Genomic DNA, 14,107 nt, shown 5'->3' with positions numbered 1-14,107 from the left:
ACAAACAAGAGTCAGTTCCTCGTCATTTTTAAGCAACACATTCACACAATTTTCTGTTTCTTTCACACCATGAAAAGCATGCACAGTCCCCATACTAATATTGAAACAATCACTCTTTAACCGTCCAAATATTCATCGCTTTTATTACAACAAGCCTGTGCTCGTGATTACGAAATTTATTCAATAAAGCCTTACAAGTGTCATTCCACAACAGGGCCACACCTGCTATTTTTAACAAAGAAAGAGCAACGTAAGTGGAAGCAAGTCTGTGGTCTTGCTCTAAACGAACAACGATATCAAGTAACTGCTCTGGTCTCCAATATGGCACACTTGAATTTACAATATGATTAGTCTGATTACACACATACTCTAGCAAAAGAGGCTCTTGCTCTATACTTTGAGTGATTTGGTCCAAGTTAAGAGTGGCTAGGTCAGGATTGTCCCACTGTGTCATAGCTAATTGTAATCGAATAACTTCCAGTTTCATTGAATTATCCTTCTTCAGACAGTCAATTATTCCGATAAATAACGAAGTTAAACGTTTTCTTTCAGGAAGGATTCTAGCAACTAATTTATCAATTAGAGCTATGAGACGTTGTCTTGCAGGCAAATCCCGTTTACTCCCCGTATCACATTGTTCCTGCATACCTGCATTCAAAAGTTGTCTACAAAACTCAACAACCCGATCGTTCACAAGTCCTTCACTGCTAGCCATGATGAGTGTATCTAAAGCAGCTCGCCACTGTCCGTTCTTCTGTAGATCAACAAATATTTTACCTGCAAATTCTGCAATCATAAATTCGTTACCATAAACCCAGGAAGTCATAGTACGAAAAGCATCATTAACGACTACAGGATCAGAATGACTAGTAACTTTAGTTATCAAATGCAAATAACGCTGACGCATTTTTCTCGGAAGTGCTACAGGTGATTGATTAAATAAGCTACGCACAATGTCCCGCTCCAAAGATAAAGACATACACTCTAATATCTCCCAACTTTGTTCATAATCCAAATATTGTCTTGCCGCATGACCAATAGCAATAATAACGTCTTTATGATTATTAGGCTTTTCGTGTTCACAAAGAAGTAAGACCTGATTTTCACTACTTCTATGATACCCAAGCAGTCGAATTGCCTCTTTTTTCACTGTGATTTTCAGCTTATCTCTATTTAAGAGTGTTGAGAGCTTTGACGTTAAAAAGATCGGATTTACTCTCCTTGCACATCTTGGGATGGAATACATCGCAACACGCGCACGATCTCCTTCAAGATTATCTAGCAACATTAAAATCGCTTGTTCAGGTTGCTCAATTAACGAATGCGCATGCAGAGCCGCTTCCACAACATGCACTTCCTTGTCCTGCAATAGCAAATCCCATTGCGCTGATTCGTAATCAGGCAGAGAAGCCAAACTCCTCATCGCTGATGCACGCTCATAAAAGCTTCTTTTGGTATCTAGTGCCACTCGCTCTAGAAGAGTAGCAAGTTGTTGTTGTTGACGAGGCAAATAACGATGAAATCCATCACGGGCAGGAATTAGGTAAATCGTTTTGCCTGTTAAATGCTTTCCTTTTAAAATTTTCCCCGAAATAAATGGATCTAGCCATTCTTGGCGCTTCAAATGTAAATGCTGAAACACTTCATAAAAAGCAATAAAGGTTGGATCTAAATCTAGTAATTCCCTCACTCTTTCATCTCTTGTGTCAAAAGGAGCTAACCAGTATCGGACAGCTTGTCTTGACACCTTTTTGCTCTTGACTATTTCACCTAACAAACTCTGTAGCTTAGGTAAACGATCAATTGCTTTGCCAAAAGCATCCGCGATTTGAAGTATCACATGATCATTTTCACGCTTATTTGCCTCCATACTAAAATCATAGATTTTATCAAATAAAGACTCCAGCGCAGGAGTAGGTATACCACTCCAATCTCTAGAAAATAACATAAATTGCCCACTTCGCATGGTCATACGCTCGAATACCCACAAAGCAAACCCAAACATACTACTTTCCATTTCTAAGACATGTGCTTGAAAAATACGAAATGCTAGCTTTTCCGTTGCTAATCTTGTTCCATAAGAAGTATCTCTAGCTTCAACAACCATATCCACTAGCAAAGTCAAATCACTGATTTGCTCCTCATTAAACAAGGTAACAGGGCAATTTGCTAGCTCGCTCATGACGACCATGCGAACGGGGTCCTGATCGTTTTTAACCCGAATAAGAAAATGAAGCGTCTCCTCCATCCCTCTTCGGGAAAGGGCGGTACTTTGTATAAGACGGCCATAGGCGTTAGCGCGTTCATTTGCATTTGACGTTTTCGTGGCTAGCACTAATTGCTCTCTAGCATGATCAATCAATAGACGTGCAGTAATTTCAAGCATCTGCTCCTCATTCTCCTGAATCTCTCGCAAACCAAGCATACGCTTCGCTTCACTGTCACGTAATTGATGGGGCAAAACATCTAGCAATGAGATAGGAAAAACCCGAAGCTTTCGCTCATATTCAGGATATGCCGCATTAAAAATTGCTGTACGCTTGGATGGGGCTAGAGTGTCCAATACTTTTGCTAGATGAGTAGGGTTGTCTGACAATATGCTACCTAGCACTGTCCATTGTTCAGTAGTAAAGCATGACCGCTTCTTCAAAACAACTGGTGGCATCCCCTGTTCTATTAAATGCCCTCTTATTTCATCACGAGTTAGCAATTCAAATACCCCTGAGGAATCAAATAACATTAATCTACCTAGCTGTTGCTTAATCACTGGATGAATGTAATTTCTTGGTCCATATTTCAGTGCAAAATCTAGCACCATAGCTGGCCTTTGTACACTTAGCTCCTCAATCGCTGTATCCAATGTCCACCATAAGCTTAATTTTTCACTTTCAGCAGCTTGCTGCAATGTGTAATCCACATACTTGATGACCTCATCAGGATGTCTTTTGGTTAGCAGGCGCCAATTGTTTATGGCATATCCGATTTGGGGAAGTCTATTGCTGACCGTTTCCTCCGAGCATATAGACAATAACTTCCCTGCTTCCTTCGCCCCCCAACGAGAGAGTACAAGCTCTAATAAACGTTCTGCCCAGTCTTGTCTGTTATTTTTAACAATGCCATCTAACAATTGATCACGACATTCTAGGGAAAAAGTAATGATTTCAGCCTCAATATTATATGTAGAATCAGTGACTACTACAGTTAAAAGTGTTGCGGCACGTTTCCTAACCCCTGACTTAGCATGTTTGAGAGCAAGCATTACAGCCTGTGAATCTCCTGTCACAGCGGCTCCCGTTAGAGCTAGATGTGCTTCATAAGCAGTTCCACTCTCCAGCAGTGCCACAAGCAACCCTGCATATTCTTCCTTTTGGTTCCGCTTCCATGATTGCCTGCCCAAAAGTGCTACCTCTTTCATCCGCTTGGAGTAACCTAACAAATCCAATTCCTCAAGTAACAACTTTTTATTCGTATCATGGTTATTTGTAAATTTAAATTTTAATGCCATTGATTATTCTTCCTCCTCTGCTCCAACTAAGAGTTAATCTAACTTTTGCAAGCTTCACTTATACGGTAATTCTGAGAATAGCTCCTAATTAAATCCCATGTATTTATTATACACTGCTTATATATAGTGGGTATCGTTAAGAATGATGTGAAATTAAAAAAGCCCCATGACAATTACAGTCATAAGGCTAATAATCAAGGAATATCTATTTCCATTTTGAATTTTTCAATCTTTCTTAGAGGTAAATTACTTATCTTATTTGGCTCAATCTTGAAATCAGTGCCTGACGACTAACCCAAACTAGCGAAGAGACAGAGAGATTCTTAAGGTTGTCTCTTAAAATCAAGTTCCATCCATAATTATACTTCATTAAAAGGAAGTTGGTTTTAACAACAATTGCAAGAACTCTCTGGACCGTAGCTACCAGCCTCCAGTCGTTGACAAGTACTAATTTCTAAATAGAGCCTAATTTTCTACCACATAAATCAAATTCATTCCACAATCCAGTGTTCCTGGTAGTTTAGTAAAAGCAATTTCCTTTTCTATAACGAGCTCCCAAAATTCCTTATCTTGTCTGGCATTTTCTAATGCAACATCGCCAGCTTGTGTGTATAATCCAGCAGAGCTTCGCTCTTTTACAGTGACAGGAAAATCAGCAAATAAGGTATCCATTTCAGAGCTTCTCATCATATGAACATAATGCTTACTTGGGACAGGATAATGCTCTTCATCTTGCACGCCTGTATTATATAGCCACCTCGTAGCCTCAAGACCAAATTGGTCTTTTTCATATCTGATACCATCTAAATAATAAAGGGATGCACCGATAAAACTCATCGCACCTACAATTAAGATTCCGCCCGGCTTTAACACTCTTAACATTTCACTTATTCCGTCTTTTTCTTTATCCAGAAGGTAGTTGATTACACCACCAATACACACAATGCAATCAAAAGAGGCATCTTCAAAATCCCCCATATCCAGCACATCTAATACACAAAAACTCTTCACTTGATCAAACAATGAAAGTTCTTTCATTTTCGATTTATTAAATTCGATTTGATGTGTAGAAATATCCCCTACAGTAAGTTCATCGCACATCTTCACGAGGTCTTTGGTGTATCGTCCAGAACCAGCACCTATTTCTAAAACCTTATCGTCCTGAGAAATGTACCGCTTCAGTATATCCAAATGCACATGGTAAAGAAGTTCTCCGTGCCCATCTTTTTCGAGACGAGTCCATTCACGATCTTCGTAATTATCGTACCTGTTTTTCGGGATTTCGGGGTTGTAACTCATGAAAGCATCTCCTCATCATATTTAATTGTCTAATTATTATAATGCCACTAATGTCGCTAATATCGCTTTCACTCATATCACCACCACCTCTCCGGTACCATGTGTAGAGATTTGTACTTCTTGGTAAATTTTTATTTAAATGAGCAATTAAATATGTTGTTTATGAATCTGTGTTTGATGAGAATGTTTTCCTAAATTATAGAGCTTTTTGGAGAAATGGATATGATTTTTTGTACAATGATTCCATAAATGTTGAAGGGGTAAAAATCAGATAAAATAAAAAAAGCCCTAAAAGGGGCTATTTCAAAAATCATGTCCACCATTTCTTAGCTTAACTCAGTTTGAAACCGAAAAGTCATTTCATCAGTTCCCTTAAATCCCATTGATTCATATAAATGTCGAGCATTATGACTAGCAAGTAATCTTACGGTTACGATATTCTTATTAGTTAACCAATGTAAAAGGGCATTTGTTAATGTTCTAGCATACCCTCTTTGACGAAACTGTGGTTCCACATAAACATCACCGATAAAACCATACTTACGATCTTTGTAAAAACAATAAGGAATATCCTCTTTTATAAACGCTCCAGCACAAGCAATAATTTCCCCTTCTTCTTCTATTACAAAATGCTGCGCAGACCCACTTGTATATAGCGTATTGTATGTAGAAATTACTTCTTCAAGAAAATTATCAATCAGTAAATGCGACATCCCCACCTCCTTAAACATTTTTAGTTTCAGTTCTGAAATGAATGGAATATCGCTTAATCTTGAAGGTCTGTAGGTCATGGAACACCGCCTAATTTGTAATGTTATGATTGTAATTTCAAAGGAAACATCCACACTTTTCTTTGGGTACCCTCATCATCCTTTTGTGTTTCTTGATAAGGTTCATCTGCTAAAGATACAATTCCACGATAAATATATTCAGTAGGTTCAAATACTTCAAATAAATGAACTTCTACACCACTTTTATCTGACTGAGCTAGAGTTTTATTTTGCATAAATAGTATACTTTGATCCCCTTTTTTACCCATACCAGTATAATGTAAAATGTCTCCGATCCACTTATCCTCATATAAACCTTTTGTGTGATCTGAAATTAAGATTAACGTATTAGTAGCTTTAGACCTACGCATCCCTCCCATATTTGCACATTTAAAGTCAGCTATAATATCAGCATGTGTTACTGTTTGTCCGACTCTATATTTATTGAAATTACTCATAGAAATCCTCCATTATCTTTTTGGCTATAGGAACGTCTGCTGGTAGAAGATCATATTGAAGTAAATCAGCAACCCTAACCCACTTGTACTTATCATGCACAGTCATCATAATTTCCCCGGCAACTATAGTAGAATAATAAGCAACAAGATTAATGATTATATCGTCGTAATTATGATTTACTTCTGTGCAAAATTCACCAACAGAAACAGTTATATTAAGTTCTTCTCTAAGTTCTCTAATGAGACATTCCTGTGGCGTTTCATTTAACTCAATTTTCCCACCTGGAAATTCCCATCCACCAGCCATTTTCTCTTTTGGAGCTCGTCTAGTAATTAAAACTTTATCTTCGTGCATAATGACTCCAGCAATAACTTTAATTGTTTTCATCATTTCATATACCTCTTTGTTAAACCATAATATTTTAATTAATAGTCATACACTCTTAAATATTCCTAATCTCTATAACACTGCCCAAATCTACATACTGCTTATGATCTAACTTTACCTGTACTCTTCCTTTACGACGCTTCTCACGCCATTCCCTTAAGTCTTCTTCTGTTTCTAATCTTAGTTCTGCAATTTCTAAAGCCCGATCCATAAGGTACTTATTAGTATAGAGGACTGTATAAATCCCTTGTCCTCCTAATGCAATAGGAGAACCTAACCGTTTCCACTCTGCAACCGTAAATCGCACATATAACTCTTCTTCGGTACCTGGACGAGAAGGTACTTCCTTAATCTCCTTACGCTTGACAACCTTCCAATCTAATATTTCACCTACCCAATGAATTCCCGTTTGATCTGAAGTACTAAATTTTTTTCTAGACTGGCACATAGCAACATATTCAATCTGCGTTAGCAGATTCACATTCAAAAGATTCTTTAACGGTACATGGTAAAAGGAGTTTTTTAGTGCTATTTCTACTTGCACTGGCCCTCGAACAGAACCAACGAGAACATTTTTACCTACTAGTTGATTTTTATAATATTCTTTAGTCCCCTGTGGACGGGTAGACCGTTCAAATGCCTTTTCAGGACTATCCTGAATAATTTCTTCCAGGAAAGATTCTACCAAGCTTGTTGTGTTGGGCAAAAATGGTAGAGCACCAATATTTAATAGCTCAATACTCTTATAAAATCTATGATTCTTATAGTGTTCTTCATCATGATAAGGAAAAAGGACATATGCACCAAACATGCTCCGTTCATATTCCCCCGTGCCTACCTCCTGGTATACAATTGCATCTCGATAGCGGTGCATGGTATTAATATCTTCCTCTTGTGGTCCTGGTTGCCCATAAGATTGATGATATTGGGTCCCTTCATATGCTGGATTCAAACGATATTTTGCATCAAATACATATTTGTATTCTTTAATTTTACCAGCATCTTTTTTCTTTAAAGTAAGTACATTATCAGGGCGTTGATTGAGTGTTGGCATCTTGTTTGAAACAGGAATTGTGTTGTAATTCAAGATAAATTCCTCTTTGTTAACTGGATTTATATACACCATTTTGGCACTCTGGGAACGATCAAGTGTTACAAAAATTCCATTACGATTCACTTTAATGATGTCCTGCTTTATTAACTTATATCGCTTACCAAGAATTTGATTCAGTTTTAAGAAGCACCAATATTCATAGAGTTGTGCGACATCCTTCATGGACAGACGAAGTAGATCGCCTTCAATGGATAATCCTTTAAGCAATAACAGATAACAGCGATAAACCTCTCTATATCCCGGAGCCATTTGTAATACTAGAGAAACTGAAATTTGTCTTAATACTCCTACTTCTCGTAAAAACTTCATGTTTATCAATGTCTGCAATTGGCTAAGCATTGTGTCAATGTTTTTTATGAGTAAGGGATCGGGAGTCCGACTTCTAACTGTCCAACGCTTTTTAAGTTCCCTTAGCTTCCTATGAATTTGTTCTAGCATCCAGCGAATGAACCGATTTTCATTAGTATCATAGGAAATCTGCTTATCGGCCTCCACTAATTTTGTAACCCTATAATTTTTGCTACCAATCTTCAAAAATCCACTAGTCCTATCTTCTATTAACCTTTCAGGATGTTTGGTCAGCTCACGTATATTTTGTTTTCCTGCCCTTTTAACCCGATTGGCATCCACTAAACGAGAATCCTGTATCAATTTATAATTAGGATTCTTGTTGATTCGATCAATAGCATTCAAGAGCTGTCTAAACACATTTTGAAGAATTGTAAAAAACTCTGTCAAACTCTGGTTTTGTGTGTCACGGAATCCTGTGAGTTGATAGGTTTTACGTAGGAAATCAAAAGTTAAATTGTATATTTGCTCATTTACTTCTTTTAGTATGTTTTGATAATCAAGCTTATAATCCATCTTGGATGGAAAAATTTCCATTTCTACACGGAGTAAGGTCTGTTCATCAAGACGGATTTCCCATTCTGTTAATCCGACCTCGTTAGCAAAATTTAGAACACCTGCAAGTATAGATTCACCTAAAGGCTTAATTGCTTGTCGGAGCAAAACATTCTCATGAAAAAAAGAAAGCTTACTCCCATTCTTTTTGTGAATTACTACTTCATACGATTGTGTCTCATAGAAACATGGAAATACATTCTCCCCTGGTCGCCAATCCACTAAACTATTAGCTTCCGGTGAAAAAATCTTAATCTGGACCTCACCAAGCTGCTTCGAGCCTACAAATCCCAACTTCGCATTCAGCCAGTCTTCATCTGAAGAGCGATGAAGTTGCAAAGCTTCAACCGTAGGATGATAGGGTCTTCCTTGTATGAAAAGAGTAAAAAGCTCCGTTTCTACGCGGAGCAATTCTACCTGCTCTTTAAGAGAGCCAATATGAGGTGAATCCATCTTCATCCAGCCTCCTTAGCATAAAAGCAAGCTTACGTGCACTTTGTGGGTATTTACTATTAGGTGGAGTCTTTCCCCTCTCCCATTTGGAATATAGTTCGGAAGCAACATTATCCATTAGTTCTTTCATATTCAGTGTCACCCCACTGTTATTCCCAAGAGTAACTTTCATTAACTCCAACAATACACGTCGAACCGAAGAATTACTGCCTTGAATACGCGGTAAAATTTTCTGCATCAACTGATGATCAAAAGCTTCTTCTTCACTCATTAACTTGAATCTTTCATTGTAGATCATATAGAAACATATCGCATCCCGAACACGAAAGCCTACATTAGCATGTGCATCTTCTAATAGAGCATTTATTTCTACTAATCTTTCAGTAGTCCGAACAACTAAATCTTTATGCATTTCATATGCATCAATAAGTTGTAAATAATCGGATCGTAATAAAAAATGATTATTTTGGTGCTCAGACACAGCTCCATTAATCTCATCAGAATCTCCTGTCAATTCATGCTCAAGTAAATTAATAGGAAACTGATTAAGATCAATATTATTGAACTCTATTGTATTGGCCCGATCAAGCACCTTTTTGCTAAAAGGATATGTAGTTTCATCCATATTTACTGTTCCAATTAAAAATACATTCTCTGGAATCGAGAGGTTACTGTATTTGATTTGATCTTCAGTTGTGTCTAAGCTTGATGATGAAATAATATCTTGTGTTTTGATTTTCTTTTCTACCCACTCTTGTGTTTCTAATACACTTAGTAGGTCACTAAAATAGTGCTCTACCCGAGCTAAATTCATTTCATCCAAACAGATAAAATATGGTTTATTTTGATTCTCTGGTATTCTCGCTTCAACTAAAATATCTGTTAAAGGACCGGGCTTAAATTTACCTGTCAGGTCCTTGTAACCTACTAGATCAGAAGGATCACTCCAATCTGGTCTAACTGGAATTAATGTATACTGTTTATTTTCTTTAGTAGCACCAAGAGCCTCAGCAAAAAGTTTTACAAGACGTGTTTTACCTGTACCAGAAATTCCCGCCAAAATAACAAAAGGTTTTGTTTTTAGAGAAAGGTAGAAGTTTTCGATGAGATGGTTAGGGAAGAAAAAGCCTTTTTGCTGGATATAAGACTTGATCTTATTAAGTACCATTGAAATCTTATCATCATTTGGTGGTAAAATTGGTATCACCTCACTTTGGATTAACGAAGTCTCTAACTCTCCTGAATCTAAAATCGTAAAACTTGGCCAGTTTACTTCTGGTGTACGAGTTTGTAACATTTTTAAACCTTGTCTAGAAAATCTATAAAGGTACCCCTGATTAACTCCGCCACCTGAATGAAGGGGTCCTTGAGTAATATTCAACTGCATAATCTGTTGATTAATATCTTCAATTGCAATAGTCGGCACTATTTCGTTGTAAGAAGTATGGATCAGACGTCCCTTTTCCTCCCAATTGTTACTTTTATGCTCCAGTGATGCTGGTTTGGAAGCTTCAATTGCCGCATCTGTCACTTGACTAACATACCGAATAGCTTTATTGGAATAGTGTAAAATAATATCTCCTTGCTTCACTTCCAGCATTCTCTCCCAATGCTGTTCCTTCCTATTTTTTTTATTTAATAGCGGAGCCCATAGGATCCCCTCTTTTTTTGCTGCTTGAATAGTTTCTCCCTGATTTACCCACCAAACATTTGGCATATGCGTATAAATTAAAAATTCCATACGGTACTCATATGGAGTACCTGTTTCATAAAAATTTATATATTCTGCCTGGTCATCTGGTACATTCACTTGTGTCTTCTTCTGCTCATCCGTTTGTTGATTTGCTCTTTCATTCATGATGTAGCTATATGAATGAGTAAAATTTTTGATTAATAGCTCTTTTATTTCCTGCCTTCCTGTATAACGGATATGAAGTACTTCTCTCCCTGATGCCTGGCGTATTCTAATTAATAAAGCTTCAAATGTATGATCTTCATAAATTAACTTTAGCTTCTGACTCTGTCCTGGGCCTGGTAAATGTCCTTGATTGGCGTCCATAAAATCCTCATGAAAGTCTGTTGGAATATGTGACCCATCTTGAAAGATAGAAAAATCGACCTTTTTACGCCCAATAAGATTAGGAATCTCATTGTCCTTCCACCAACTTTTTTGCTGTTTTATCATGTTATGTAGCTCCTCTACAGATTAAAAATTATCTCATTAATTTCATTAATTAATCTTCTTTATTTTTAGTTTCTCTAGCTATTTGAATCTTTTCTATAATAGAGTTAAAAATCTCTACTGCTCTGATATGTATTAATTAATTTAATGAATTTAAACTGCTTACTATATTCTAACAGAAACTAGCACACTAATATTACAAAATATTCAATCTGTTCCTCAATACTAAATATAATAGAGGCAATTTTTTTGTAACCATTTCTGCTGTTTTTAAAGTAAGCATTTTGTAAATGGTGGATACACTATACATTTACATCCCCCCCTCAATAATCTAAACTGGAAAACATACTATATTAAGGAGGTTTGATGTGACTATTTTGAATGATTTTGCTAGAGTTCGTACTTATAAACTGGAAGCGATTACACTGATTGGCTTTAAGGGTGGGAGTTTAGATGAGGAGAATGCATTATTTGACCTGCTTAGTGCAAGATTAGATGAAATTCAAAATAGAAAAAATAAACATCAGTATATGGTTGTAGAGGGAAATAAACCCTCTCCTATAGTTGCAGTTGAGGTAACCGAGATTGGATTGATTCCAGAGGGGATGATTAGCTATACGATTCCTAAAGGGGAATACATTGTATTTTCATTTGAGGCAAAATTTATCGGTGATTTTTGGGAGCAGGTCTGCTCGCCAGAAAATCAGGATAAATATAGCATTGACTTGTCCAAGCCTAGATTTGAAATCCTTACGTCAGAGTTTCAAAACAAAAAGACAATAGAGTGGTATATTTCTACAGAATAGAAGCTAATTAGCTCACTAACCTTCTGGAAGTAGGTCCTTATTTTCGGTTAGGCTTACGTTTGAATATCGAAGGAAAGTCTAATGCATTTCCTTTATGCTTTAATGATTCAATTAACTATAACCAAAAGTTGTATAGAATGTGAGTTGCACATATTTTTTAATTATAATCAACTTTTCCATTGAACCCTCTGCTGAAAGCGTGCTAAATTCTTAATAATCTAAAACAAAGGAGTTGCTTTTATGATTGATTTGCAAGATAACCTATACTTTACTACTCAAGGTGCGGAAGTGTAGTTCCCTAACTACTTACCGTGCCACTATAGACACGGAGGAAAAAAATTGATAATAGAAGAATTAAAGATTCGTGCAGAAGCACCAGCAGATTATAATGAATTGTTTCATTTACACTATACAGCATTTGGAGAACGTGAAGATGAATCAAGATTATCAGAACGTATACGTGAATCACAGGAGTTCATTCCTGAATTATCACTAGTTGCCTTAAGCAATACCCTCATCATTGGTCACGCCCTTTTCAGCAAAGCTGTAGTTGTGAATAATGACACCCAACATGAAGTTATCATCTTAGCTCCAATTGGAGTTAAGCCTGAATTTCAAAAGCAAGGTGTTGGTAGTGCACTTATTCGAAAAGGTCTACAATTAGCTAAAGAACTAAATTACTCACATATTTTTCTAATCGGTCATCCAACCTATTATCCTAAATTCGGTTTTGAGCCCGCAAGGCCTTATGGTTTTGAATTAATACAATTTATCGTTCCCAATGAAGTTTTTATGGTAGCCCACCTTCGTGAAGATGTTAAACTTGATGGTGAGCTTCGATATCCTAAATCCTTCTTTCTTTAATAAATAAACATTATGAAAGGTTAAGCTAAATATAGAAACGCTTCATGTGAAACGTTTAATCAATGGGCTACTTCGATTAGATGTGTTGATGAAGGTTGATATTAGACTTAGCGGAGCTAATTAGTTAATCGGTTAAAGGAAAAGATTAGGTTGAAGTTCCTAATCTTTTTTGGATTTCTTTATTTTTTAAAACGACTTATTACTATTACTTCCACACCAATTACACGGATTTAAATACTTCCTATATTTCGTCACTACTTGTTTCCCAACAATGGCGATTCCAATCCACCAAACGATCTCACCTACTATAATGAATGCTGGTACTAATGTAGTCTTGTAAGCAAGTGACAGGGACATAAATGGAACCAAGATCGCTAATCCATACAGCACAAATGAAAGAATCACAAGCACCAAAGCAATTTTATTCATTAATTGACTTGGTGTCTTCACTTTTAACCCACTATCATTTTCTCGATAAGTTGATTTATTTGATTCAGTTGATTCGTTTAATTTATTGGATTCATGGCTACTGTATAAATATTCTTTTAACATTTTCCCATACTTTTTCATCACGATAAAATCCGCTAACCTTGGCATTACTGAATTTACCTTTGCGAATACTCTTGTAGCGATCCCTCCCATAATACCTATGGTTGTTTTCTTTTCATAAGTTTTTATTAACTCTTGAGCTACATTTTCGACAGGTGCAATCTTTATCCCCATTTTTCTCCACAAATTATGAAAAGGTCTCTCAGCCGCGGTATCTGCTGGACTTGGGCAAAAGTAGGTTACTCTTATATCCTTACCTTCTATTTCCAGTTCTCTATTTACTGATTCGATAAACGAAAATACACCCGATCTCGTAGCTACATCAACTGAATAATATGGGAAAGCCATTCTTCCGTCAGCAAATCCGCCAATATGAATAATTGTGTTTCCCTTTTCATTCTTCAAATTTTTGAGCAACCCTTTTGTAATTAGTATCGTTCCTAAAAGGTTGATCTCTATTAGTTTTTCTATTTCGTCAGCGCTATGATCCTCTAATGATTTTCGCACATCATAACCCGCTGCATTAATAATTAAGTCAACTTCTGGTGACCACTCTGTGATCTTGTTTGATAATTGTTCGAGAATGCTAAAATCAGTTAAATTGGATGTGGCTATAGTAATATCACCATTCAAGTTCGCTTTTATATCATTAAGTTTTTCCTCATTTCTACCTACTAAAAAAAGCCTTGCACCCTTTTCTGAAAATGTTTTTGCAAAACCTGAACCTAACCCACCAGTTGCACCAAGGATGACAATCGATTTTCCCTCTAAATTTTTGGACATTGAAATTCCTCCACAATATCATTTCATTTTCAT

General features: G+C 36.6%; 10 protein-coding genes. 2 read left to right on the top strand and 8 right to left on the bottom strand.

Going from position 1 to position 14,107, the window contains the following annotated elements; translation table 11 throughout:
• Positions 1-109: 109 nt before the first annotated feature.
• The 7 genes from ABE099_RS01030 to ABE099_RS01000 all read right to left on the bottom strand — a co-directional run bounded on the left by ABE099_RS01030 (position 110) and on the right by ABE099_RS01000 (position 11,075).
• Positions 110-3,505: a HEAT repeat domain-containing protein gene (locus tag ABE099_RS01030; protein ID WP_430026718.1), complete on the bottom strand. Its 3,396-nt coding sequence runs from the start codon at positions 3,503-3,505 to the stop codon at positions 110-112.
• 465 nt (positions 3,506-3,970) lie between these two features.
• Positions 3,971-4,804, bottom strand: a complete 834-nt coding sequence (locus ABE099_RS01025; RefSeq protein WP_430026717.1) for a methyltransferase domain-containing protein — start codon at positions 4,802-4,804, stop codon at positions 3,971-3,973.
• A gap of 326 nt (positions 4,805-5,130) precedes the next feature.
• Positions 5,131-5,595: a GNAT family N-acetyltransferase gene (locus tag ABE099_RS01020; RefSeq protein ID WP_430026716.1), complete on the bottom strand. Its 465-nt coding sequence runs from the start codon at positions 5,593-5,595 to the stop codon at positions 5,131-5,133.
• A 23-nt stretch (positions 5,596-5,618) separates the two neighbouring features.
• Entirely contained in the window at positions 5,619-6,032 is a 414-nt protein-coding gene (locus tag ABE099_RS01015) for an HNH endonuclease (RefSeq protein WP_430026715.1), read from the bottom strand.
• Positions 6,025-6,423 carry an 8-oxo-dGTP diphosphatase MutT gene (mutT, locus tag ABE099_RS01010; protein ID WP_430026714.1) on the bottom strand — a complete coding sequence of 133 codons (399 nt, stop codon included), beginning with the start codon at positions 6,421-6,423 and terminating at the stop codon, positions 6,025-6,027. The genes ABE099_RS01015 and mutT overlap by 8 nt, the downstream gene beginning before the upstream one ends.
• A gap of 52 nt (positions 6,424-6,475) precedes the next feature.
• Positions 6,476-8,890, bottom strand: a complete 2,415-nt coding sequence (locus ABE099_RS01005; protein ID WP_430026713.1) for a DUF2357 domain-containing protein — start codon at positions 8,888-8,890, stop codon at positions 6,476-6,478.
• Positions 8,862-11,075, bottom strand: a complete 2,214-nt coding sequence (locus ABE099_RS01000) for an McrB family protein (protein WP_430026712.1) — start codon at positions 11,073-11,075, stop codon at positions 8,862-8,864. Before ABE099_RS01000 ends, ABE099_RS01005 begins: the two co-directional genes overlap by 29 nt.
• Before the next feature lie 365 nt (positions 11,076-11,440).
• On the opposite strand from ABE099_RS01000, the gene ABE099_RS00995 reads away from it, so the two are divergent.
• Both ABE099_RS00995 and ABE099_RS00990 read left to right on the top strand, forming a co-directional pair.
• Positions 11,441-11,878, top strand: coding sequence for a GyrI-like domain-containing protein (locus ABE099_RS00995; RefSeq protein WP_430026711.1), 438 nt, complete (start codon positions 11,441-11,443; stop codon positions 11,876-11,878).
• 339 nt (positions 11,879-12,217) lie between these two features.
• Positions 12,218-12,742, top strand: a complete 525-nt coding sequence (locus tag ABE099_RS00990; RefSeq protein WP_430026710.1) for a GNAT family N-acetyltransferase — start codon at positions 12,218-12,220, stop codon at positions 12,740-12,742.
• 186 nt (positions 12,743-12,928) lie between these two features.
• On the opposite strand, the gene ABE099_RS00985 is transcribed toward ABE099_RS00990, so the two are convergent.
• Positions 12,929-14,074: an SDR family NAD(P)-dependent oxidoreductase gene (locus ABE099_RS00985; protein ID WP_430026709.1), complete on the bottom strand. Its 1,146-nt coding sequence runs from the start codon at positions 14,072-14,074 to the stop codon at positions 12,929-12,931.
• Between the last annotated feature and the right edge of the window lie 33 nt (positions 14,075-14,107).

The organism is Paenibacillus turicensis (assembly GCF_050461185.1).
Lineage (GTDB): Bacteria > Bacillota > Bacilli > Paenibacillales > Paenibacillaceae > Fontibacillus > Fontibacillus turicensis_A.
This window is presented reverse-complemented; position numbering and strand designations above follow the sequence as displayed.